The 21,823-nt window shown below is 63.2% G+C and carries 17 protein-coding genes; 7 read left to right on the forward strand and 10 right to left on the reverse strand.

Going from position 1 to position 21,823, the window contains the following annotated elements:
- Positions 1-10: 10 nt before the first annotated feature.
- A complete protein-coding gene (locus DKW65_RS02305) occupies positions 11-652 on the reverse strand; it encodes an endonuclease (RefSeq protein WP_162925655.1) in 642 nt (213 codons plus the stop codon).
- Between the two features lie 192 nt (positions 653-844).
- Positions 845-1,459, reverse strand: coding sequence for a TetR/AcrR family transcriptional regulator (locus tag DKW65_RS02310; protein WP_111655741.1), 615 nt, complete (start codon positions 1,457-1,459; stop codon positions 845-847).
- Positions 1,460-1,540: 81 nt separating this feature from the next.
- On the opposite strand from DKW65_RS02310, the gene DKW65_RS02315 reads away from it, so the two are divergent.
- The 4 genes from DKW65_RS02315 (at position 1,541) to DKW65_RS02330 (ending at position 5,630) form a co-directional block, all read left to right on the forward strand.
- Entirely contained in the window at positions 1,541-2,386 is an 846-nt protein-coding gene (locus DKW65_RS02315; protein WP_111655742.1) for an SDR family NAD(P)-dependent oxidoreductase, read from the forward strand.
- A gap of 13 nt (positions 2,387-2,399) precedes the next feature.
- Positions 2,400-3,326, forward strand: coding sequence for a ferritin-like domain-containing protein (locus DKW65_RS02320; protein ID WP_111655743.1), 927 nt, complete (start codon positions 2,400-2,402; stop codon positions 3,324-3,326).
- A gap of 26 nt (positions 3,327-3,352) precedes the next feature.
- Positions 3,353-4,918 carry a flavin-containing monooxygenase gene (locus tag DKW65_RS02325; protein ID WP_111655744.1) on the forward strand — a complete coding sequence of 522 codons (1,566 nt, stop codon included), beginning with the start codon at positions 3,353-3,355 and terminating at the stop codon, positions 4,916-4,918.
- 88 nt (positions 4,919-5,006) lie between these two features.
- The gene (locus DKW65_RS02330) at positions 5,007-5,630 is read left to right on the forward strand and encodes an outer membrane beta-barrel protein (RefSeq protein WP_111655745.1); all 624 of its coding nucleotides are present in this window, start codon (positions 5,007-5,009) and stop codon (positions 5,628-5,630) included.
- A 22-nt stretch (positions 5,631-5,652) separates the two neighbouring features.
- On the opposite strand, the gene DKW65_RS02335 is transcribed toward DKW65_RS02330, so the two are convergent.
- Both DKW65_RS02335 and DKW65_RS02340 read right to left on the reverse strand, forming a co-directional pair.
- Entirely contained in the window at positions 5,653-7,911 is a 2,259-nt protein-coding gene (locus tag DKW65_RS02335) for a helicase C-terminal domain-containing protein (protein WP_111657483.1), read from the reverse strand.
- Positions 7,908-9,608 (reverse strand): VRR-NUC domain-containing protein, encoded by a 1,701-nt coding sequence (locus DKW65_RS02340; protein WP_111655746.1) that lies wholly within the window; start codon positions 9,606-9,608, stop codon positions 7,908-7,910. Before DKW65_RS02340 ends, DKW65_RS02335 begins: the two co-directional genes overlap by 4 nt.
- A 110-nt stretch (positions 9,609-9,718) precedes the next feature.
- Here DKW65_RS02340 and DKW65_RS02345 point away from each other — a divergent pair, with 110 nt between their 5' ends.
- Positions 9,719-10,525 (forward strand): SDR family NAD(P)-dependent oxidoreductase, encoded by an 807-nt coding sequence (locus DKW65_RS02345; RefSeq protein ID WP_111655747.1) that lies wholly within the window; start codon positions 9,719-9,721, stop codon positions 10,523-10,525.
- On the opposite strand, the gene DKW65_RS02350 is transcribed toward DKW65_RS02345, so the two are convergent.
- The 6 genes from DKW65_RS02350 to DKW65_RS02375 all read right to left on the reverse strand — a co-directional run bounded on the left by DKW65_RS02350 (position 10,526) and on the right by DKW65_RS02375 (position 17,104).
- Positions 10,526-10,942 (reverse strand): energy transducer TonB, encoded by a 417-nt coding sequence (locus DKW65_RS02350; RefSeq protein ID WP_162925656.1) that lies wholly within the window; start codon positions 10,940-10,942, stop codon positions 10,526-10,528.
- A 62-nt stretch (positions 10,943-11,004) separates the two neighbouring features.
- Positions 11,005-12,054 (reverse strand): 3-deoxy-7-phosphoheptulonate synthase, encoded by a 1,050-nt coding sequence (locus DKW65_RS02355; RefSeq protein ID WP_111655749.1) that lies wholly within the window; start codon positions 12,052-12,054, stop codon positions 11,005-11,007.
- Between the two features lie 352 nt (positions 12,055-12,406).
- Positions 12,407-13,783 carry a ribonuclease J gene (locus tag DKW65_RS02360; protein WP_111655750.1) on the reverse strand — a complete coding sequence of 459 codons (1,377 nt, stop codon included), beginning with the start codon at positions 13,781-13,783 and terminating at the stop codon, positions 12,407-12,409.
- 8 nt (positions 13,784-13,791) lie between these two features.
- On the reverse strand, positions 13,792-15,975 hold the full coding sequence (locus DKW65_RS02365) for a CHASE domain-containing sensor histidine kinase (RefSeq protein ID WP_111655751.1): 2,184 nt from the start codon (positions 15,973-15,975) through the stop codon (positions 13,792-13,794).
- A 26-nt stretch (positions 15,976-16,001) separates the two neighbouring features.
- Positions 16,002-16,763: a porin family protein gene (locus DKW65_RS02370; protein ID WP_111655752.1), complete on the reverse strand. Its 762-nt coding sequence runs from the start codon at positions 16,761-16,763 to the stop codon at positions 16,002-16,004.
- A complete protein-coding gene (locus DKW65_RS02375) occupies positions 16,763-17,104 on the reverse strand; it encodes a protein tyrosine phosphatase family protein (RefSeq protein WP_111655753.1) in 342 nt (113 codons plus the stop codon). The genes DKW65_RS02370 and DKW65_RS02375 overlap by 1 nt, the downstream gene beginning before the upstream one ends.
- A gap of 202 nt (positions 17,105-17,306) precedes the next feature.
- On the opposite strand from DKW65_RS02375, the gene DKW65_RS02380 reads away from it, so the two are divergent.
- Both DKW65_RS02380 and DKW65_RS02385 read left to right on the forward strand, forming a co-directional pair.
- On the forward strand, positions 17,307-19,493 hold the full coding sequence (locus DKW65_RS02380) for an EAL domain-containing protein (RefSeq protein WP_111655754.1): 2,187 nt from the start codon (positions 17,307-17,309) through the stop codon (positions 19,491-19,493).
- A complete protein-coding gene (locus DKW65_RS02385; protein ID WP_162925657.1) occupies positions 19,477-21,786 on the forward strand; it encodes a hybrid sensor histidine kinase/response regulator in 2,310 nt (769 codons plus the stop codon). Before DKW65_RS02380 ends, DKW65_RS02385 begins: the two co-directional genes overlap by 17 nt.
- Positions 21,787-21,823: the final 37 nt, after the last annotated feature.

Consider the following 21,823-nt stretch of genomic DNA (forward strand, 5'->3'; position numbering starts at 1 on the left):
GGCGCCGGCGTCAGAACAGCGCCGGTGCCGGGACCTCGCGCATGCTGGCCGGGTCATCGATAAACGGATTGCGGCGGCCGGTGAGTTCGCTGATGCGCGCGTTACGTGCCCGCTCTGCCTCGTCCGGGGGGGTGGTCTCGTTCCAGCGTTGCAGCATTTCATAGGTGCCCACCAGGGGCAGCCCGTGCTGTACGTGCATGTACATCATGGCGCGTGCTACCGCACCCTTGGCGGCATCACCAGGCTCGAACGTCTGAAAACCCAACCGGTAGTCGCAGCGCTGGCTTGTGGGCACGCCTGAACGTAATTCGCCAAACAGGGTGGCGCGCCGGTCGATCTCCGATTGTCGTTCAATCGGGAACATCTGGTGCAGGTCATCCCGGGCTGCGGCGTAACCGGGGTCATTCTGGCAAATGCGGTTGGAGCTGCACCCGAACTCCTGTTGCAACTGTCGGTCAGGATAGATGCGGTCGATGCGCACCCGATCCCCGGGCATGAACGACGTGCCGCAATAGAGGGTATGGCCGCCGTCGGCGTAAACCTCGTTGATCAGTTGGTCTTCGGCGCTGTCTGCGCTGACGGATGAGACGGCCAGGGTCAGCCCCAGTGCGGCCAGTGCGTGTGCGGTATTCCTGATAGCCAGTGTGTGCATGATCTTGTTCTGCCTTATCGTTGACTCAGCCGAGTCGCCCATACACAAGTGTCTCTCCTCCCTATAATGTGCTTTGCATCACATAAATTCCACTTCTCCGCCCGTGCAGGTGACGTCACGAAGGGGTGGCTTGCCGACGAAGTGGCTGTTATTGCAGACCAGCGGTTACGGCGTCGGCACAGAGGATGCCGTTCACGAGTGGGCAGAGACCAGTTCCTGGGTCACATAGTGCCCGACCATATCGGCAAGCCCCTCCGACAGCGCCTCGAAAGAAATGGCCGGGCTGTCTTCTGACAGGTGACGGATGACCGCAAAGACACCGCCATTGATGAAGATATAGATCATCGCCGGGATGTTGCGCACCCGGGCCAGTTCCGGGTTGTGCATCAGGTGCTGCATGACGATGTCCACCAGCACCTTGTGCACCGGATCCAGATATTCCTCGAAGTCCATGGTGAAGGCGTGTCGCGCGCATTTCAGGTACAGCTCGTTGTTCTCCTGCAGGAAAACCCGGAAGTGGGCGAGCAATTCGAGGATCGTTTCGCGTATGGGTTTCCGAACAAGCTCGGGCACCAGAGGCTGGATCATGGCCACGGTGTCGGCCACGAAGCGCTCGCTCATGGCTTTGAAGATGGCCTCCTTGTTGGTGAAGTACTCATACAGTGAGCCGACACTGATTCCTGCTATATCAGCAACTTGGCGCGTTGTGGCTCCGGTGGGGCCGTGGGTGGCGACGGCGATGAAGCCGGCTTCCACGATGGCATTGACGGTGGCCCTGGAGCGGGCCTGACGGGGCTTTCTGGCCATAAGGTTTCCGAATTGAATCCGAACAAGCATTCGCTTTATCGTGACATCATGTAATGTCATGGTCAACGAGCGAATAGCCCTATGCCGCAACTGCCTTTTCTTGCACGCGAACGCGTCAGCCGTAATGCCCACGCCGTCGTCACCGGGGCCGGTTCCGGCATCGGCCGCGCCTTTGCCCTGGAGATCGCCCGCCGAGGCGGTGCCGTGGTGGTCTCGGATATCAACCTGGCCACCGCGCAGGAAACGGCCGAGCTGGTCCGGGCTGCTGGCGGCCGCGCCTGGGCCTTGCAGTGCGACGTGACGCAGTTCGAAGCGGTGCAGGCCATGGCGGATGAGGCGGAGCGTCTGCTCGACGCGCCGGTGGACCTGGTGATCAATAACGCCGGGGTAGGCGTTGGCGGTCGGCCGGTGGGCGAGATCCCTCTGGAAGACTGGGAGTGGACGGTGGGCATCAACATGTGGGGCGTGGTCTACGGCTGCCATATCTTCGCGCCGAAACTGAAGGCCCTGGGCCGTGGCGGCATCATCAATGTCTGCTCCACGGCCAGCTTTGCCGCCGCGCCCATGATGGGCCCCTACAACCTGACCAAGGCGGCCGTCCTGGCACTGTCGGAAACGCTCGCGGCGGAAACGGCCGGCAGTGGCGTCAAAGTGACCGCGCTGTGTCCGACCGTAGTCAAGACGAATATTTTTACCTCGGGTCGCATTGATGCCTCGGTGACGCCGCTGATGGACAAGTTGGTGGCCCTGACGGGCGTATCTGCTGATGGCGTGGTCCGTACCACCCTGAATGCACTCGACAAGGGCCAGCTTTACGTACTGCCGCAATTCGATGCGCGCATGATCTGGCGCGCCAAACGCTACATTCCTTCCACTTACGCACGCGGTGCCGGCCTGCTGGGCCGATTTGCTGCGACACGACGCTGACGGAGATACGCTCATGGCTTCTATTGATCTGGAAAAGATGCTGGTCAAGATCAAGAACACCCAGTGGTCCCTGGCGGACATCGACTGGGAGGCCCCCGGCGCCGAGCTGATCACGGAAGAACAGTGGCCCAAGCTGAAGGAATTCATGTCAGACCTGATGTGGATCGAACACGTCGGTGCGCGGGCGTTTGCCGCCATGGCAAAAAAAGCACCCAACGACACGCTGCGCGAGATCTACAACTATTTCCATGCCGAGGAGCAGCGCCACGCCAATGCAGAAATGGCGCTGATGAAACGCTGGGGCATGCTCGAAGGTGATGAGATTCCCGAGCCGAACATCAATCTGCGGCTGGTGATCGAGTGGCTGGACCGTTATGCCGACGAGATGCCGGTGTATGTGCTGGGCACGGTGGTGCCGATGCTGGAGATTGCGCTGGACGGTGCCCTGTGTACCTTCCTGCTGGAAACGGTGGATGACCCGGTGTGTCATCAGGCGTTCGAGAAGATCAATGACGACGAATCGCGTCACCTGGGGGTGGGCTTTACCGTGATGGAAATGCAGGGCCACGGGAAAACCTACATCAAGGCAGCAAAGATGCTGGCGCCGCTGCTGGATCCCCGTCTGCTGCTGGGGATTGCTTCCTACTTCCCGCTGCTGAACAAGATGCGTGACAACGTGATTGCCATGGGGCTGCCGGAAGAAAAGCTGTACGCCGCCATGAACAAGTTCGAGAAAATCGGTGGCCGTACCGCCGATGGCCGTCGCAATCCCTGGTTCCAGATCATTCGCCAGCACGCCAAGTTTGTGGTGAATCGCAGTAACCGCGTCTATCACGTCCCGGTGGATGCGGTGGTCCGGTTGACCGGGCATATCCCGCGCCGGGCCTTGCCAGCGGTGCCCTCCTGGGTGAAAGAACTCACTTATCGTCCGGCCGCCTGAACAGCCTGAACAGAGAGATACGCCACATGAGCACAGTGTCTGAAACACGCAAACCGCGCCGTAAGGCCGCCGCCCGCAAGACCACGAAAGCCGGCGCGCGTTCGGCCAGTTCGTCATCGTCCCGCACGGATGCTGTGGTGGCTCGCAGCGAAGTGCTGATCATCGGTGCCGGGTTTGCCGGGCTGGGATCGGCCATTCGACTGCGCCAGCAAGGTATCGAGGATATCGTAATCCTGGAACGGGCAACTGACGTGGGGGGCACCTGGCGGGACAACACCTACCCGGGGGCGGCCTGCGATATCCCCTCGAACCTGTACTCGTTTTCCTTTGCCCAGAATCCGGAGTGGTCGCGCAGCTTCTCCGGTGGCTCGGAAATCCTGCGTTACGTGCATCATCTGGCGGATCACTACAACCTGCGCCCACTGGTGCGTTTCGAGCACAACGTCGAATCCATGCAGTACGACGACCAGCGCGGCGTCTGGTGTGTAAAAACCTCAAAAGGCGTATTTGAAGGTCGCTCCGTGGTGATGGCGCAAGGCCCCCTGTCCAACGCCAGTCTGCCGAACATTGCCGGTATCGAGGATTATCAGGGCCACAAGATCCACAGCGCCATGTGGGATCACGATTACGATTTTGAAGGCAAGCGGGTGGCCGTTATTGGCACCGGCGCCAGCGGTATCCAGATCATTCCGGAGTTGGTGAAAAAGGCCGGGTTCGTCAAGGTGTTCCAGCGTACGCCGGGCTGGGTGCTGCCGCGTCCGGATTTTGAAACACCTGGCTGGAACAAGGCGCTGTTCCGTCGCTTCCCGGCCAGCCAGGATGCCATGCGCAAGGCACTCTATCTGTTTCACGAATCCGTGGCGCTGGGCATTATCTGGGATACCCCGCTGACAGCGCTGGTCGAGCGCATCGGGCGCCTGCATCTGCGCATGCAGGTGAAGGATCGCTGGTTGCGTCGCCAGCTGACGCCTGATTTTCGCATCGGCTGCAAGCGGGTGCTGATGTCCAGTGATTACTACCCGGCGCTGCAGAAAGACAACTGCAAGCTGATCACCTGGCCGATCGCTCGTCTGAGCGAGAAAGGTATCCGTACGGTGGAGGGGATCGAGCATCAGTTCGATTGCATCGTCTTTGCCACCGGCTTTGACGTATCGCATTCCGGCACGCCGTTCCCGGTCACAGGCCGCGACGGCCGTGTGCTGGGCGAGGAATGGTCTGGCGGCGCTCAGGCCTACAAGAGCATCAACGTGTCCGGCTATCCGAACCTCTACATGACGTTTGGCCCGAACTCCGGCCCCGGCCACAATTCAGCGCTGGTCTACATGGAGGCGCAGATTGATTACCTGGTGCGTGGCATCCAGACGCTGCGCGAGCGCAAGCTCAAGGCGCTGGATGTAAAGCCGGATGCACAGCGCGCTTTCAATCGGGATATCCAGCGTCGCCTGGCCAAAACCAACTGGAATTCCGGCTGCAAGAGCTGGTACCTCACCGAGGACGGCTTCAACGCCACCATGTTCCCCGGTTTTGCCACCCAGTTTGCCCGGCAGATGGCAGCGTTTGATCTGGGCGATTATACCGAATTGCCCGCCTGATTCGGCTTGTAGTTCTTCTCCTTCGCGTTATTATCGGTCCGCGCGGGATCGCGAATGACAAAATCCAAGGTATTGAAGGGGAAGTATTATGAAAAAGATTGTTTGCCTGGCTGCGATGGCCATGTTGGCCAGTCCGGCCGCCATGGCGAGAGAGGGTCTCTATGGCGGTCTGATGATCGGGATCGGAGACACGCAAATCGAGATGCGTGACCGTGAAGTGGGTTTCGTGGATGTGCGTGTTGAAGGGCTGGGCGCGTCTGGCGCCGCAGCGCAGCTGTTTCTGGGTTCTGCCATCCCGACGGACTCCGGCTACTGGGCTTTCGAGCTCAATGCCGGGGGTTCCAACATCGAATACAAGGAATCCTATGGCGATGAGCTGACCTTCGAGAGCGGTGCCTCTGTTGGTGTCAGTACGCTGTTGGCCGCGCGCTTTGGCGAGGCGCATATGTATGGTCGTCTCGGAATACAGCGCACTACCTATGAGTTGACCTATCGTGAGCTCGGTTCCGGCAGTTTCAGCCGTGACGATAATCATGTCGGGGCGCGGCTTGGTCTCGGGGTGGATCTCCCGATGCCTTCCGGCATTGATCTGCGATTGGACTGGACCCGAACCTTCTACAATTCCCGGGAATATTTCGGCGACAGCAGCAGTGATGTGAGCTTCCGGCCCAGAGAAAGCATATTCAGTGTGGGTGTCGTAGCCTCATTCTGACCGTTCCGGGTTCGCAGGGAACTCAGAACCACCATCGCGGCAGCAGCGCACGGATATCCGGGCGGGCGAAGCGCTCATCAATCAGATAGATCACGCCACGGTCGTCGCGGGTGCGGATAACGCGCCCGGCGGCCTGGATCACTTTCTGGACTCCGGGATAGAGGTAGGTGTAATCGAACCCGGTCCCGGGGATCAGTTGTTCCAGGCGATCCCGCATCTGCTCGTTGACCGGATTGATCTGCGGCAGTCCCAGCGTGGCGATGAAGCTGCCGATCAGCCGATTTCCGGGCAGATCAATGCCCTCGGAAAAGGCGCCGCCGAGCACCGCAAAACTGACCTGCTGACTTTCCGGGACGAAGCGCGCCAGAAACGCATGGCGTTCTGCCTCGGGCATACCGGGTTGCTGTCGGTGCACGGGGATATGCGGTGCAAGCCGTTGTAACGCATCGGCCACCAGAGCGAGATAGTCAAAGCTGCTGAAAAAGGCCAGATAATTACCCGGTTGCGCATCGAATTGTCGGGAGATCAGCCCGGCGATGGGTAGTGCTGTGCCGGGGCGTTGCTGGAAGCGAGTAGATAGCGGCACCTGATGCACGCGCAGTTGGCTGGCATCAAACGGTGGCGGAATATCGACAAAGCGACTGTTTGCGGGCAGGCCGAGCAGGTCGGCATGGAAGCGAGGCGGCGTCAGGGTGGCGGAAAACAGCACGGTGCCGCTGGCGGTGGCCAGGCGCTCGCGAACAAAGGGCGCTGGCACCAGGTTGCGCAACGTCAGGCGCGTTCGAGTCGGGTCTTCCTGCGACGGTTCACAGTCACACAGATAATGCTCGTCAAAAAACTCGGCGATGCGGGTGAACTGCAAGGCGTCAAAATAGAAGGCCAGCACCGCCGCTGACGTATCAGTGGGGTGATCGTTGCGATAGTCGCTGATGGCGTGGACGCTGGCGACCAGTGCACTCATCAGTGTCTGGGGTGGCTCCGGCAGCTTCCGGTAGGCCGTGGCGGCGGCGCCCGCGGTCTGGTTCATTTCCTGCCAGGCCTGTTCAAGGCGGCGCAAAGGTTTGCGCAGTGCGGTGGGGGCATGCCGGGCGAGGCGGGCAATGGCGTCCTCATCCAGACTGGCGGAATACATGTCGCGACTGCGCGGCAGCAGATTATGGGCCTCGTCCACCAGTACCAGTGCCTGCCACTGCTGCTGGCTGGTCAGTGCGAACAGGAGCGCGTTGAGGTCGAAGTAATAGTTATAGTCGCCGACCACCACGTCACTCCAGCGCGCCATTTCCTGAGCCAGATAGTAGGGGCAGACCTGATGGCTGTGAGCGATCTCGCCCAGTGAGGCCTGATCAAGCCATCCTTGTTCGGCGGCAGCCTGCCGGGCGGCGGGCAGGCGGTCGTAAAAGCCACGTGCCAGCGGGCAACTGTCGCCATGGCAGGCCGCCTCCGGGTAAACACAGGCCTTGTCCCGTGCAATCAGTTCCAGCCGCCGCAGCGGCAACGCTGTCCCGGCGTCGAGTTGCGAGAGCGCGTCCAGTGCCAGCTGTCGGCCGGTAGTGCGCGCGGTAAGGAAGAACAGCCGATCCTGTTGGCGGGTAGCCAGTGCTTTCAGGGCCGGAAACAGCGTGCCCAGCGTTTTGCCAATCCCCGTCGGTGCCTGGGCCATCAGCACGTGTTTCTGATGTAGTGTGGTGTAGACCGCTTCTGCCAGGTCTCGTTGCCCCGGGCGAAATTCCGAATGCGGAAAAGACAGTGTCTTCAGGGTGGCATCGCGCGCCTGTCTGTGTGCCTGTTCCTGCACAGCCCAGTCGAGAAAGGCACCGGCATGGCGGGCAAGAATGTCGTCCAGAGCCTGCCGTGACCAGTGTTCTTCGATACGGGTTTCGGTTTGTTTCACGACATCGAAGTAGACCAGCGCCAGGGTTACGGCGTCGCACGCGCGCTGGGCGCAGAACAGGGCACCATAGCAATGCAGTTGCGCCCAGTGCAGGGCACGGTGATTGGCCGGCATCCGGCTCAGGTCGCCGCGAAAGGTCTTGATCTCTTCCAGCGTGTGGCGTTGCGGGCAATAGCCATCAGCGCGACCACGCAGCAGAAGCTGGCGGTATTCACCCTGGAGTGGAATTTCCGTTTCATAGTCGTCATCACGGCGACTGGTCACCAGTTGATGCCCGGCAATGCCCTCGCGGGCACTGGGTGCTGGCGTAAAGCGCAGGTCCAGATCGCCGCGCCGGGCAGTGAAATCGCACAGGGCGCGAACGGCGACGGTGTAACGCGTTGTGCTCATGGTGACGGCGCCCACTGCACATGACAGACCCGCGCCGGGATACCCTGCTGGCAGAAGAAGGTGAGCCAGCGTTGCTGATGGTCCTGCAGTCGGTCGCCGGGGCCTTTGATCTCGATCAGCGCATAGCGTTGCCCGGCAGGCCAGAACTGGATCAGATCCGGGAAGCCGGCACGGTAACGGTCTGGCGCACGCAGCAGACGCTGGAAGACCGCACGAAGGTGGCTTGCCGGGATGCACGACAGCGCCAGCTCAAGCAGCGTGTCGCTGAGGGCGGGCCAGATCACGAACGGGTTGCGCAGACCGGCATGCTCGCGATAGCGGCGCAGGATCAGATCGCGATAGCTGCCGTCGTCGAGGGCGGCCAGACATTGAGCAAAATCGTCGCGGCGGCGGGCGACAAAGTCCGGGTCACGCAAATCGGCGGGGCCGTCCTGAAACGGATGGAAAAAGGCGCCGGGCACAGGCCGGAACAGGGCTGGCCAGCACAGCAGGCCGAACAGGCCGGGCAGCAACGCATTTTCCACGTAATGGACGTCGCTGTCCGGCTCCCGGGTGGCCAGTGCCAGGGCCGCAGCAAGCTCCACGCGGGTGTGGGTACTGGCGGGCAGGGTGATGTGTTGCACCGGCGGGTCGGGGTCAGTCGTGGGCGGCGGCCGTACATCGCCCGTCTTGCGGCACAGGCGCGGCACGATGCGCTGCAACTGCAGCGCGGTTTCATCATCCGGGAGGTCAGCCAGCCGCTGCCGGGCCAGACGCAGGGCATACCGGTGCTGGCCGAGGCGTTCCAGCGCGCGCACCTGACGCACGCGGGCTTCCGGGGTGTCGCTGGCGGCATAGCATGCCAGCGCGCGGGCGGGCTGCTGGCGCCGCTCGAAGGCTTGGCCGAGTCGGCACAACAGCCGTGCATGGCGCGCACGCAGCCAGGGCAGTGTCGGTGGCGGCGGCAACTGGGCCACGGCCTCTTCCGGGCTGCCTTCGGCTGCCAGGGTGTCGCGGCTGGCGGATAGCGCGGCCGCGATATCGATATCGGCGCGTGTCCGGAAAGCGCGTGCTTCCGGATGCAGGGGGACTGGCACAAACCGGTGGTGCCCCAGTTCGGTCAGCACGAAGGTGGACCAGTCCTGATAGAGGTTGCCGAAGAACATCAGTCGCAGCCGCTCGCACAGCGGCATGAGGGTCAGGCTCAGGAGGGTGTCGTCTGCCAGTCGGGGGCTGCCGTGACACCAGTCCTCGAAGCGCGCTTCGTGACGGTGCTGCTCGTCCAGCAGCGCGGTCAGCGCCGGTTTGCGCAGACGCCGCAGTGCAGTGGGTGGCGGACTGTCCGGTCGGCTGCCGAGCACGGCCATCAGTTCCTCGCGGGTGAGCAGGCTGGCCAGGGTGGCGGCATCCAGCGGTGCGTCGTGGCGCAGCCAGCCGAGTGCCTGCAAGGGTGCGGCGGCCGTGCGGATGTCGCCGAGTTCGGCGTACGCCAGCCGTTGCAGACGGAAATGAATGCCACGCCGCATGATGAGTCGTACCAGCAGCCCCTGGCTGGCATCGGGCAGCGCGGCGAAGGCGCGAAGAAACGCCTGTTCCTGTGCATCCAGCAGGTCGTCATAGCGGGCAGCCAGCCACGCCAGCACGCTGCGGAAATTGCGCAGATAATAGAGGGGATCGCTCAAGGGGGCGGCGAGCGGCGTGGCGGCAATACTGTCCATATGGACATGTTAGCGTTTGCGGTGGCGACGCGAAAGGTCAAGACCCTGCCTGGCATGCAGGGCACGCTCGGACGCCGATGCCCGACACAAGACACGAGAGAGGACATGATATGGCTCACCTGCGCGGCAAGACCATTGTGCTGACCGGCTCCTCAAGCGGTATCGGCGCCATCGCGGCGGGGAAGATGGCTCGCGCGGGGGCGCGGGTGTGTCTGGTGGCGCGCAATGCCGGGCAACTGGCGAGTGTCCGCGACGAGATCGAGGCCGCCGGGGGCAAGGCCTGGATTTACCCGGCAGACCTGACGATCGAGGCTGAACTGGCCGCCTGCGCCGAGGCGATTCTGGCCGAGCATCGACGGGTGGATGTGCTGATCAATAATGCGGCGCGTTCGATACGGCGGCCGATCGAGCAGGCCCTGGACCGGTTGCACGACTACCAGCGGACCATGCAGATCAATTATCTGGGCGCTGTCGGGCTGACCCTGAAGTTGTTGCCGCGCATGCTGGAGCAGGGGCAGGGCCAGGTGGTGAATATCTCGACCCTGTCCACCCAGGTGCCCATTCCGCTGTTCTCGGCCTACCTGGCCAGCAAGTCAGCGCTCGAGTCGTTTTCCCGTTCCTTGCAGGCTGAGCTGGGCCACAAGGGCATTGATGTGACGGTGGTGCATTTCCCGATGGTGCGCACGCCGATGTCGAACAAGACTTCGATCTACAAGCATATGCGCATGATGGACACCGAGGCGGCGGCGGACTGGCTGGTCAAGGCGGTGCGCGAACGCCCGGCGCGGATTGCCCGGCCGCTGGGTAACGTCAGCAGCGTGATACTGGCGGCGCTGCCGGGGCCGGCCACGCGTTATACCCAGCCGTTGTTCCGGCTGATGGATTACCGCCTCAAGCGCAAGCTGGAGAAGGAGTAATCAGCGGCTGAAGCGTACCGGCACCACCAGCACCATCTCCATGGGCTGGCCCTCGGTGTCCCGTGCGGGCTCGAAACGCCACTGGCCGACCGAGGTCAGGGCCGCTTCGTCCAGTGTGGCCGATCCGGAGGTCTGCACCAGCACGCGGTCTCCGGCACTGCCGTCCGGCAGCACCATCACCTGCACCATGGCCTCGCGGCGTTCGCCCGCTTCCAGCGCGGATTCAGGGTAGTCCACTGGCTGGTGGGTGGGTTGCGGGGGCACCGCCAGGGTCTGGCCGGTGTTCATCGGCTGACGGCTCTGTTCGGGGGCCGGGTTGGGCACGTTCAGGCGTTCTTCCGTAACCGTGACGCAGGCGCTGAGGGTCAGACTGGTGCCAAGCACCAGAGCGGGCAGGGAAAATCGTATGACAGTCATGCCTAGGGGCATCCTTGTGTGATCCGGGCAGGGTATAACCCTACCCGGCATCCCGTCTGTCGTCACCCCGCCGCCGCCTCGCGCAGCAGCGCTTCGGTAGGCGCCCAGCCCAGACAACCGTCGGTGATGGACTGGCCGTAGCGCAGGTCTCCGCCCAGATCCTGCCGCCCGTGCACCAGATGACTTTCCAGCATCACCCCGGCGATGGCGGTCTGCCCGGCGCGGCGCTGGGCCAGCAGGTCGTGCAGCACGGCAGGTTGGTTATCCGGGTGCTTGCCGCTGTTGGCATGGCTGCAATCCACCATCAGGCGTGCCGACACGCCGGCCTGGGAGAGCGCCCGCCGCGCTGCCTCGACACTGTCAGCGTCATGGTTTGGCCCGCCGTTGCCGCCGCGCAATACCAGGTGCGTGTCCGGATTCCCGGGCGTGATACGCATGGCGGGGTGGCCCAGCTCATCGACCCCGAAATGGCGGTGGCCGTGCCTGGCGGCCCCCATCGCGTCGATCGCCACCTGTACGGAACCGTCGGTGCTGTTCTTGAAGCCCACCGGCAAGGGCAGACCGCTGACCAGCTCACGATGCACCTGGGACTCCGTGGTGCGTGCGCCGATGGCTGCCCAGCTGAGCAGATCACCGAGGTAGTCCGCCGCCATGGGGTGCAGCAGCTCCGTGGCCAGGGGCAGGCCCAGCCCCGCCAGTTCGCGCAGCAGGCGCCGCGAGGTGTCCAGCCCGGCAGCCATGTCATGAGTGCCGTCCAGGTGCGGGTCGTAGAGCAGGCCTTTCCAGCCCACCGTGGTGCGGGGTTTTTCGACATAGGCGCGCATCACGATCAGCAGGTCATCGCGCAGGGCATCGGCCAGCGTAGCCAGGCGCTCACCGTACTCCAGCGCGGCGGCGGGATCATGCAATGAGCAGGGGCCGGTGATCACCAGCAGGCGCGGGTCATCGCCGTTGAGCACGGCGCGCAGGGCGTCACGCTGTGTGCTGATCTGTTGTGCCAGCGCGGCACTGAGGGGCAGGCGCGCGCGCAACGTGGCCGGTGCCGGCAGGGGCAGGGCGCTGGTGGTGGCCTCCGGCGCGGCGGGCGCCAGGGCGGTGGAGCGGCTGTTCATGTTCGAATCCTTCTGGCCAGAAAATAAAAACCCCCGGTGGGACAGGCCGACCGGGGGTTAGGTGTTCTCTCAGTCAGGCGTCCCGGGTTGCTGGGCGCCTGTGGGGGGTATCAGGCGCGCCAGTGGCTAAACCAATACCCGAAGCAATAACCTGCGTGGCCCACCGCCGTGCGCGCAACGCCCTGCGCCAGCCCGCTGTGCGGGGCCGGGGTGTTGGCGGCTATGGGCCTGTGGCGGAGCCTGTGCATCGTCATCGCGTGCTCGTCATTACGCTATCGTTACTGCTGCAAGCCTAACGCGTTTTGCGTGACATTGTCATGTCAGGCTGCGGCATGGCAGCAATAGCTGTGCGCTATTTGGTCGACGATGCGGGCAGCGGGGCAAGCTGCCCGCGTGCGACGCCCCAGCGACCGACGGGGGCGACCTGACGACGCAGACCGGTCACCGGCGCAATCATGAACAGGTCGCCGTTGCGCCCGGTGAGCTGGCGCGGCACGCCGGCATGGCGCGCCAGCGCCGCATTGGCAGCCATGTGCGCGGCCTCGCCATGAACCGGGATGGCCAGACGCGGACGTACCCAGCCGTACATGGCCAGCAGTTCCTCGCTGGCCGGGTGGCCGGAAGCATGAATGGGGACAGCGGCATCATCGTCGGTGATGACCTCGACACCGCGCTGCTGCAGGCGTTCGATCAGGCGCGCCACCGCTTCTTCGTTGCCGGGAATGACGCGGGCGCTGAAGATCACCCGGTCGCCGGGTTCCAGGCTCAGGTCCGGGTGGCTGTCGTCGGCCAGACGATGCAGGGCGGTACGGGGCTCGCCCTGGCTGCCGGTGGCCACGGCCAGGACCTCCTCGGCGGGCAGATAGCCCAGATGGCCGCTATCAATGGGGTCGGCAGCGGCCTGCCAGACGCCAGTGGCACGCGCCGCCGATACCATGTTCACCAGCGAGCGGCCCAGCAGGCCGAAATAGCGATTGGCCTCATGGGCGATACGCCCCAGGGTGTGCAGGCGCGCGATATTGCTGCCGAAGCAGGCCACGACGACACGTCCGGGGGCGCCCTGTATGGCGTCGCGCAACCCGGCATACAAGGATCCTTCTGACCCGGAATGCCCGGTGACCAGGGCGTTGGTGGAATCGCACACCATGGCATCCACGCCGTCGTCGCCAAGCTGCCGGAACAGGCTGGCGGAGTAGCCCGGGCCGACCACGGGTGCGGGATCAAGCTTCCAGTCACCGGTATGAAAAATACGTCCGGCCGGGGTCTCGATGACCACGCCGTTGGGTTCGGGCACCGAGTGGGTGAGATGCAGATAGCGGATATGGAAGACGCCGATGTGGTGCCCCTGGCCGGGTTGTACGTCGATCAGCGGCACTTGCCCGCTCAGGCCGCGTTCGGCCAGTTTGCGGCGCAGGACTTCGGTGGCAAACGGGGTGGCATAAACCGGGCAGCGCAGCAGTGGCCATAGCCAGGCGACGGCGCCGATGTGGTCTTCGTGGGCGTGGGTGATCAGCAAACCGGCCAACTGTTCGCGCCGGGCACTGATAAAGCCCGGGTCGGCCATCTGGATATCGGCGCCGTGATGGTCGGGGTCGCCTGCTCTGGCAAAGGTGATGCCGCAGTCCACCATCAGCCACTGGCCGTTGTGCCCGTAGAGATTCAGGTTCATGCCGATTTCGCCGCAGCCGCCGAGGGGCAGGAACCAGAGGTCATGCAGATCAGGTGTCATATCATGGGTCAAAAGCAGTAAGGATCCTCTTCCAGCGGGAAGGCGACGTGAAAGGTGGTGCCTTCCGGCCCCGTATCGAAGTCAATGCTGCCGCCCATGGCCAGCGCCAGTTCGCGACAGATGGCCAGGCCCAGCCCGGTGCCACCGGCCCGGCGGGTATCGGAGCTGTCGGCCTGGGAAAAACGCTCGAACATACGGTCGCGGAATTCCTCTGGTATGCCCTTGCCCTGGTCGCGCACAGAAAACACGAGGCGTTCACCGTCCTGCTGGCCGCTCAACGTGATGAGCCCCTGGGGTGGGGAATATTTGGCAGCGTTGGACAGCAGGTTGGCCATGATCTGCTGGAAGCGCATCGGATCCACCTTGACCAGGGTCCGGGTTTGCAGGGGCCAGTTGAGTGCCAGCGACACGTTATAGCGCGAACCCAGGCCCTGATTCAGTTCGATGGCGCTGTTTGCCAGCATGCGTCCGTCGCAGACTTCGTAACTGAATTCCAGCTTGCCGGCATCCAGTTTTTCGAAATCGAGCAGATCATTGATCAGGCGCAGCAGGCGCTTGGTATTCTCGTTGGCGATCCGCAGCAGCTGGTTGGCCTTGTCGGGCATGGTGCCTACGGCGCCGCCCAGAAGCAGCCCCAGTGATCCTGAAATGGCGGTGAGCGGTGTGCGCAACTCGTGGCTGACCGTGGATACGAATTCACGCTTCATCAGCTGGTTGTGGCGCTTCTCGGTGACGTCCCAGCAGGTGCCGGTCATGATCGGGTTGACCTGCTCGGGCAGTTGCAACACTCGCGCACGCGAGGCGATATGCCGTTGCGTGCCGTTGGGCCATACCACGCGATATTCGGTGTCGAACTCCTGCTCGCCTTCCTGAGCCATTTCCAGCTCGCGGCGCACACGCTCGCGGTCATCGGGGTGGACGATTTGCAGAAAAGCGCGCATGCCGCCCTCGAAGCGATAGTTCGGTGAATAACCGAACAGCGGGGCCAGCTGCGCGTCTCCCAGGAATTTTCGCGTCTCGAAGTTCCATGTCCAGGTCCCCATGGAGCTGGAGTCCAGGGCGAGTTTGTAGCCCTCTTCATTCAGGCGCAGCGCTCGTTCGGTCTGGCGCAGTTCCTCCGTCATCTGTTCGGCGATGCGCGTGGCCCGGTCGCGACTGGTGCCGAGCAGGTAGGTAATCAACGATAACAACAGCGAGACAGGAAGGCCGATGCCCAGCACGGTGCCATAGGGAATGCTATGGAGTGTGTCATGGAAGGCATCGGTGCTCTGGAAATCGATGGTCCAGTTCTGACCCAGTAGCGGCACCACCCGTCGACGTTGCAGCGCGTCAGGATCATCCGGGAGTTCGTCGGCCGCGCTGCGGTAAACAAGCCGGTGGGCATCGGCCGTCAGCCCGTCATAAATGCTGTAGTGCATGAGCGGCGTGTCAGCGTGCTGAATGCCGGCCATCAGATCCTTGATGCGAAAGGCGCTGTAGGTGAAGCCCCGCAAGGCGTCCCAGCGCTGTGACACGGAGGCGATCGGCCGGTCGTGATGATAGGTGGGCAGATAAAGTAACAGGCCCGGTTGTGGCTCCGATTCCGCATATCCCTGAATCAGTGTCACCACGTTGGACAAGACGGCGGTGTTCATGGCTACGGCCCGATCCATGGCCCGCTGGCGAACAGGGTTGCTGTACATGTCATAGCCGAAGGCGGCCAGATTGCTGCCTTCGAAAGGCTCGACGAACACGATACTGGTGTAACGGGGGCGCTCCCCGGCGGGCCGCACGTCGTAATCCGGGAAGCCCTTGTCGCGCATCTGCGCGGTATGCGACGCCAGCTCATCAGGACCCAGCACCACGGCAAAACCGAGCGCCTGGATGCCGGGATAATACTGCGACAATCGAAGCCGGTCATGGAAGCGGCGCCAGGCCAGTGCGTCCATGTCGGTATGGTTTTCGACGAATCCGGCGGAGGCCAGCAGCACTTGCTTGTAGGTGCCCATGCGTGAACTGATATCGCGGGCCAGACTTTCGGTGAGGATGTGGAACTCCCTTTCGGCCTGACGCTCTGCCTGGATATTGATTTGCTGATTGATCATCAGTGTGGCGCCGATACCACAAATCAGCACGACGAGACTGGCTGCCAGTGCGTTGGCGCGCAACCAGCCCCGTGCATTGCTGAGGACTGCGGTCTTTGTGGCGTTCATCCCGATGCCCCTTTCTCCATGATGCGTCAGAACGCGAGGTGAAGGCCCGCGCTGGCGAAGTTGAACCAGGCAAATGTGTACACGTCGTCATTGTCTGCGCCGCCTTCCAGCGTGCGGTAGCCTGCGTGCAGCCAGAGGTCGTCCCGCAGCCGGTATTCGGCACGTAGCCCCAGATCCAGCGCGCGCCCCTGCGGCGCCGCGAGGGCATCAGCGTCGAAGGCAAGGCGCCAGTCCGGTGTCAGCTGGTAGTGCCCTGCAGCATGCACCAGCGGCACCAGGCCCACGTTGGTGTCGCGGCCCTGATTGCTGCCCTGGTTGAGGCGGATTTCCGCATCGCGCACCAGCAAGGTACCGCCCAGTTGAAGGCGGCCACGAGCGGTATGCCGCAAGGTATAGCGGTAGGTCACGCGATGCGCGTCGAACTGATAGCGGGCGCGTACAGCGCCGGGCGTGAAGGTGGTGCCCGCAAACTGTACGGTGTCGTTCAGCGTGCCGCGCTCATTCACGCGCAGCGGCGCGTACACCACACGTACGCCATGCTGCGGCGTGATGTCCCGTGCCAGTGCGGCGCGGAAAAAGGGCTGGGGACCGCTGCCGGTGATGTCGTCCAGTGCGAACCTGTCGCCGCTGCTGTCGTTCGGCACCTGGACATTGTTGCGAGCTTGCCAGCCAGCGCCACCTTCCAGCGAAAGGGTCCAGAGCGTCTGCTCGTCGGCAAACGCGTGAGCACTGCTGAACAGCGCTCCGAGCAGCGCGCCGATGATGTGGCGCCTCGTCGGCGCCCGCATCAGGGGCTGCCTGCCAGCTGCCACAGGTGGGTGGAGCGCGCGCCCGAGCGGCAGAAGGCCAGCACCGGCTTTTCCGCGTCCTCCAGTGCACTCTTCATGGCGCTGGCTTGCTCGGCGGTAATCTGGCCACTGATGACCGGCAGATAGACGTACGCCAGGCCAGCCGCTTGCGCTGCGCGTGCCAGGGCCTCCGAGCGGGGCTGGTCGGGGCCGCCTTCACCATCCGGGCGGTTGTTGATCAGCGTGCGGAAGCCCTGGGCGGCCAATGTCCTGATGTCCTCCTCGGTGATCTGGCCACAGGTGGCAAAGTGATCGGTGTGTGTGGTCACTGAAGCGGTCATGACGTCTCCGGGGCAGGCAACGTGAATGGTATGCATGTGATTCGATTGTAGAGTATTTGCACAGCCTGCGGGAATGCGGTGGCGCAGGGTGTGACCACTGAGGCAAATCCCGCTGGCGGGCACGACGCGCCCATGGCAATCTGGAAGCGCTTCTCGCTGCAGTATTTCAGGGATCAGGTATGTCGCCAGCAGGTAGGCAGGCATGAGCGGAATGACCGATAACCATTCACATCGCGCCGCTGAGCACCGATCGGGTGCAGTCGTCGTGCTGGATGACGAGCCGCTTGTCGGACAGACCATTGCGCGTATTGCGGCAGCGGCGGGGTTTGACGCACGGCATGCCGAGACGTCTGCGGCATTCTTCGCGCTGCTTGATGAGCGTCCTGCCGATATTGTCATTATTGATCTGGTGCTGCCTGACTCTGACGGTGTGGCCGTGATGGAACGGCTGGCGGAGCGCCCCGCGCCTCCCAAGGTGATTATTTCCAGCGGTGTGGGCAGTCGCGTGCTGGATGCGGCACGGCGTGTGGTGAGTGCGCGGGGGTTGCCGATTCTCGGCGTCCTGCCGAAACCCTTTACCCAGGCTACGTTGCGTGAACTGCTGTTGAGCAGGCAGGTGCTGCCGCCGGAAGCACTGAAGAAGGTGCCCGATGCAACGTCTGCACCCGACCGTATGGATCTGGCGGCCGCGATCGAGCGCGGCGATATTCAGGTGGTGTACCAGCCCCGGGTGGCTTGCCGTACCGGCACGCTGGAAGGTTTCGAGGCTCTCGCCCGCTGGCGCCATCCCGAACATGGCGACATCAAGCCTGATTTCTTTGTAGCCCTGGCAGAACAGGAGGGGCTGATCGAGGCGTTGAGCCGTGCAGTGATCAGCCAGGCCATTGACTGGTTTGCCATGTTGCGCAGTGCCGAGACGGCGGCGCGCGTGGGCCGTGATACGCTGCGTCGTTGCAGCCTGTCAGTGAATATCTCGGCACTGTTGCTGGAGAACAACGAATTCTTTGACTGGATGCTGGCCCGTTGTCGTGCGCAGGGTATCGACGCGCAACAGCTGGTGCTGGAGGTGACTGAAAGTTCGGCCATGGCCGACATTCATGGCTCGTTATCGGTATTGACGCGCTTGCGCGTGCGAGGGTTCCGGCTTTCCATTGATGATTTCGGAACCGGCTTTTCTACCATGATGCAACTGGTGCGGCTGCCGTTTTCCGAGATCAAGCTGGACAAGTCTTTCGTGCTGCACAGTGATTCTTCCGAAGAGTCGGCGACCGTGGTGCGCTCCATCGTAGAGCTGGGCCATAACCTGAAGTTGAACGTGGTGGCTGAGGGCGTCGAGTCGCCTGCCGTGCATCAGTATCTGCGTGAGCTGGGGTGCCATGCCATGCAGGGTTACCTGATCAGCAGGCCGATGGCGCCCGAGGCCATTGAGCGCTGGTTTGTCGAACGGGAACATCAGCGTGAAGTGCAACGGCTTGAAGCCCTGTACAACAGTGGGTTGCTCGATAGCCGCTATGAAGCGCGGTTTGATCGCATTACCCGACTGACGGCACGTTTGCTGGAGGCGCCCGTCTCGCTGATTTCAGTGATCGATGGGTTGCGCCAGTGGTTCAAGTCCCGGCAGGGAATGGCTCTGACGCAAACACCTCGCAGCCAGGCTTTCTGCAGTGTCGCCATAGAGGATGATGGTCTGCTGGAAGTGCCGGATACACTGCAACATCCGCTTTTTTCCACATACGCTGCGGTGCGCGGGGACCGGCCGATTCGCTTTTATGCCGGCCATGTGATCATGCTCGCCGGGGGCGAGAAAGTGGGAACCCTGTGTGTCGCTGATTACCAGCCACGTACGTTGTCGACGCGCGAGCGGCAATGGCTGGAAGCGCTGGCGGGCCTGGTGGAAGATGAGTTGCAGCGCGCTGCTGTGGCGACAGAGCGTGCACCGGATGATCCGCGCCATCCGAGTGGTTTTCGGGCTCGGGCAACACAGTTGTTCGACTTCTGCCGGCGCCTGGAGATGCCCTGTGGCTTGCTGGTCGCCCGTATCCGGGATATAGGCGGCATCAACCATGTGCACGGCCGGGCCAAAGGTGATCGTTTGCTTGATGCCTTGCAGCATATGGTGACCGAAACCGGCCTGTCAGGCGATCTGGCCGGGCGCATGCGCGGGCGCGAGATGGCGCTGTTGATCGTTAACGCTGACGAAGCGGCCATGCGGCGCTCGCGTGCCTTGCTGAGTGCCGCGATCGATCGCTATAACCGGCAGTACCCGGATGAACCTCGGCTGAGCTGCGTGTTGGGTGATGCGATCATGGTGCCGGGGCGCGCGGATATTCTGGAAGATCTGGTCGCTCTGGCGCACCAGCAGGCCACGCCACATGATGCGACCACCTGAAAGCAAGGGGCGGCCGGGCGCGGAGCGCATCTGGGCACTGGCGCTGCTGGCGGTTGCCTTGCTCGTGGTGTTGGCCGAGCGTCTGACGGCACTGGGCTTCGCTCACGGATTACTCTACGCACCGCTGGTTTATGCATCCGGTCTGCTGGTCCGCCGCGCGGGTTTTCAGTGGCTGATCACGCTGTTGTGTGTGGTGCTGATCTGGATCGGGGCGGGGTTGTCGCCCGGTCTGGCGGACGGTTTCTCGATGGCACATGTGCTGGCCAATCGCATTGCCGCCACCGTGCTGGTGCTGGTGGTCGGCGGGTTTGCCCTGTATGCCATTCGCGAGCGCCAGCAGCATGCCCGGCGTTCTATGTCGGACCGCAATCGGCTGCGCCATTTCGAAGCCCAGGCAGAGAGTTTGCCGGTCCACGTGTGGTCGGCGGACGGCCAGGGCAGGATAGTACATGTCGGCCAGCGTATGGCGGCCCTCACCGGGCATAGCGTGCGGTACATCGCAGATCACTGGCTCGAGATGGTCCACCCGGATGATCGTGAGCAGGTCGCTCAAGCCTGGCAGAGGGCGGTGGCCCGCGGCACGCCGTACCACATGGAGTTTCGCCTGCGCCGCGCAGACGGTCGCTACGAGTGGCACCTGAACGAGGCCAGCCCGGTGTTCAACGAGCGCGGCGAAGTAGAGCGCTGGTTTGGTTCGTCCACCGATGTCACCCATGTCCAGATGCTGCGCCACAATACCGAGCAGTTGCGTCTGTTACGTTCGGCGGTGGCGAGGGTCAACGATATTATCCTGATTCTGGATGGCGGGCCGGTCACTGAAGACAGCCCGCGCATTGTGTTCGCCAATGAAGCTCATGAACGCCTCAGTGGCCTGCGTAACGATCAGGTGGTCGGTCGCAGTCCGTGGGAAACCCGCGGCCCGCCAGGGCAGGCTGAAAAACTGGCTGCGATTCGTCGCGCCATGGCTGCCGGGGAATCGGTACGCACCCAGTTGCTGGCCTACGTGCACGATGGCAGCGAACTGACACTGGATGTGGATGTGGTGCCGGTACGCGACAGCGACGGTGTCCTGACGCACTGGGTGGTGGTGGCGCGTGATGTGACCGAGCAGGCGCAGATCTATCGTCAGCTGCAGAATGCGCAGCGACTGGAGGCTGTGGGGCGGTTGACCGGCGGTATTGCCCATGACTTCAATAACCTGCTGACGGTGGTGCTCGGTAACGCGGACCTGCTGGGCAGCGTGCCGGGCATCAGTGCGGAGGCGCGCGAACTGATCGCTGTCATCCAGAGCGCGGCGGAGCGCGGCAGCGCGCTGACGCAGCGCCTGCTGGCCTTTGCGCGGCGTCAGGCCCTGTCGCCGCAGGTGATCAATGTGGCGCAGCTGGTCAATCCCATGGCACCGATCCTGCGTTCCTCTCTGACGGACCGCAGTCATCTGGATATCCATGTCGCCGATGAGACCTGGCCCCTGTGTGTGGACCCGGCGCAGTTGGAGAGCGCGTTGCTGAACCTGGCGCTCAATGCTGCCGATGCCATGCCGGACGGAGGCCGCTTCAGTATCGACGTGAGCAATGTGGTGCTGGATGCCGACTATGCGCTCACCCATCCGGAGGTGAAACCCGGAGACTATGTTTGCCTTGCCGTGGCTGACACGGGCACCGGGATGCCGACATCGATTCAGGACCGTATTTTCGAGCCTTTCTTCACCACCAAGGCCCAGGGCAAAGGCAGCGGGCTGGGCCTCAGCATGGTGTTCGGTTTCATCAAGCAATCCGGTGGCCACGTGAGCGTTGATTCGGCGCCGGGGCATGGCACTCGGTTTCGCCTGTACCTGCCGCGTGCGACGGGCGAGCAGGCCCGGCAGGCTGCGCCCGTTGCGCGCGCCCCGGCTTCCGGGATGACGGCGCGGGTGCTGGTGGTGGAAGACGACACCAGCATCCGCATGCTGTCGGTGCGCTACCTGCGCTCCGCCGGTTACGCCGTGCAGGAAGCAGCCAGTGCAGACGAGGCGCTGGTGCGGATAGAGAACGGCCTGGTCCCGGATCTGTTGTTTACCGATATCATCATGCCGGGCCGCCATTCCGGGCTGACGCTGGCGCAGGCCTGTCGCAGCCGCTGGCCGCGCTTGCCGGTGCTGTTTACGTCCGGCTATGCCGAAGCGGATGATGCACCCGATATGGCCATGGAGCAGATCGGTCCGTTGCTGCCCAAGCCCTTTCGGCGTGAGGCACTGCTGGAACAGGTGGCGGCCCTGCTGAGTGCGGGTGGGCACTCACGCGGCGGTGATCAATAAGGCCGGACACTGCGGCCATCACATCAGGAATCAGGAC

The sequence above is a fragment of the Isoalcanivorax indicus genome, assembly GCF_003259185.1.
GTDB lineage: Bacteria > Pseudomonadota > Gammaproteobacteria > Pseudomonadales > Alcanivoracaceae > Isoalcanivorax > Isoalcanivorax indicus.

Coding starts and splice junctions, on each gene's coding strand:
- DKW65_RS02375 (WP_111655753.1), bottom strand. CDS start 17,104: ATGACCGCTTCAGTGACCACACACACCGATCACTTTGCCACCTGTGGC.
- DKW65_RS02325 (WP_111655744.1), top strand. CDS start 3,353: ATGAGCACAGTGTCTGAAACACGCAAACCGCGCCGTAAGGCCGCCGCC.
- DKW65_RS02360 (WP_111655750.1), bottom strand. CDS start 13,783: ATGACACCTGATCTGCATGACCTCTGGTTCCTGCCCCTCGGCGGCTGC.
- DKW65_RS02380 (WP_111655754.1), top strand. CDS start 17,307: ATGAGCGGAATGACCGATAACCATTCACATCGCGCCGCTGAGCACCGA.
- DKW65_RS02350 (WP_162925656.1), bottom strand. CDS start 10,942: ATGACTGTCATACGATTTTCCCTGCCCGCTCTGGTGCTTGGCACCAGT.
- DKW65_RS02335 (WP_111657483.1), bottom strand. CDS start 7,911: ATGAGCACAACGCGTTACACCGTCGCCGTTCGCGCCCTGTGCGATTTC.
- DKW65_RS02355 (WP_111655749.1), bottom strand. CDS start 12,054: ATGAACAGCCGCTCCACCGCCCTGGCGCCCGCCGCGCCGGAGGCCACC.
- DKW65_RS02345 (WP_111655747.1), top strand. CDS start 9,719: ATGGCTCACCTGCGCGGCAAGACCATTGTGCTGACCGGCTCCTCAAGC.
- DKW65_RS02330 (WP_111655745.1), top strand. CDS start 5,007: ATGAAAAAGATTGTTTGCCTGGCTGCGATGGCCATGTTGGCCAGTCCG.
- DKW65_RS02310 (WP_111655741.1), bottom strand. CDS start 1,459: ATGGCCAGAAAGCCCCGTCAGGCCCGCTCCAGGGCCACCGTCAATGCC.
- DKW65_RS02365 (WP_111655751.1), bottom strand. CDS start 15,975: ATGAACGCCACAAAGACCGCAGTCCTCAGCAATGCACGGGGCTGGTTG.
- DKW65_RS02305 (WP_162925655.1), bottom strand. CDS start 652: ATGCACACACTGGCTATCAGGAATACCGCACACGCACTGGCCGCACTG.
- DKW65_RS02385 (WP_162925657.1), top strand. CDS start 19,477: ATGATGCGACCACCTGAAAGCAAGGGGCGGCCGGGCGCGGAGCGCATC.
- DKW65_RS02315 (WP_111655742.1), top strand. CDS start 1,541: ATGCCGCAACTGCCTTTTCTTGCACGCGAACGCGTCAGCCGTAATGCC.
- DKW65_RS02340 (WP_111655746.1), bottom strand. CDS start 9,608: ATGGACAGTATTGCCGCCACGCCGCTCGCCGCCCCCTTGAGCGATCCC.
- DKW65_RS02320 (WP_111655743.1), top strand. CDS start 2,400: ATGGCTTCTATTGATCTGGAAAAGATGCTGGTCAAGATCAAGAACACC.
- DKW65_RS02370 (WP_111655752.1), bottom strand. CDS start 16,763: ATGCGGGCGCCGACGAGGCGCCACATCATCGGCGCGCTGCTCGGAGCG.